We start from the raw sequence: 695 nt of genomic DNA on the forward strand, positions 1-695 counted from the left end.
TGTTGTTCGACATGCCTCGAGTGGTGCCGCGCATTTTATCGCAGAGTCTGTCACACCTGGTGTGGCTATTGTGAATGCAGGAGATGGTTGGCACGCCCACCCGACACAAGCAATGCTGGATATGCTGACTATTCGTCAGAATAAGGGGCAATTCGAGGGCCTGAAAGTCGCAATTGTGGGTGATATTTTGCATTCAAGAGTTGCACGATCCCAGATTAGAGCGCTGAATACACTCGGTGTTGATGAAGTAAGAGTGATAGCTCCTAATACCTTGCTGCCGAAAAGTGTCGAGTCATTGGATGTTAATGTCTATAACAATATGGATGAAGGCCTAAAAGACCTTGATGTGATTATTATGCTTCGATTGCAGCGTGAACGAATGCAAGGAGCTTTGCTACCGAGTGAGCAGGAATACTTTCAGCTTTATGGCTTGACTCGTGAGCGCTTGGCACTAGCCAAACCTGATGCAATTGTAATGCACCCGGGGCCGATTAACCGCGGCGTTGAGATCGAGTCGGAAGTTGCAGATGGCGAGCAGTCAGTGATCCTGGATCAGGTCACTAATGGTATTGCTGTAAGAATGGCGGTTATGTCGATGGCAATGAGTGGTCAAACGGAAGAGAAAAACAGTGAGGAGTCAAAATGAGCATGCTTCTTAAAAATGGTCAGCGTCTAGTTTTCTCTGACTCCGGCGC

The 695-nt window shown here is 47.8% G+C and carries 1 protein-coding gene; it reads left to right on the forward strand.

Annotated elements, in window-relative coordinates; genetic code table 11:
• A partial coding sequence (locus A3763_RS05420) for an aspartate carbamoyltransferase catalytic subunit (protein ID WP_156494936.1) occupies positions 1 to 646 on the forward strand: 646 nt, incomplete at its 5' end.
• Between the last annotated feature and the right edge of the window lie 49 nt (positions 647 to 695).

The sequence above is a fragment of the Oleiphilus sp. HI0128 genome (assembly GCF_001635365.1).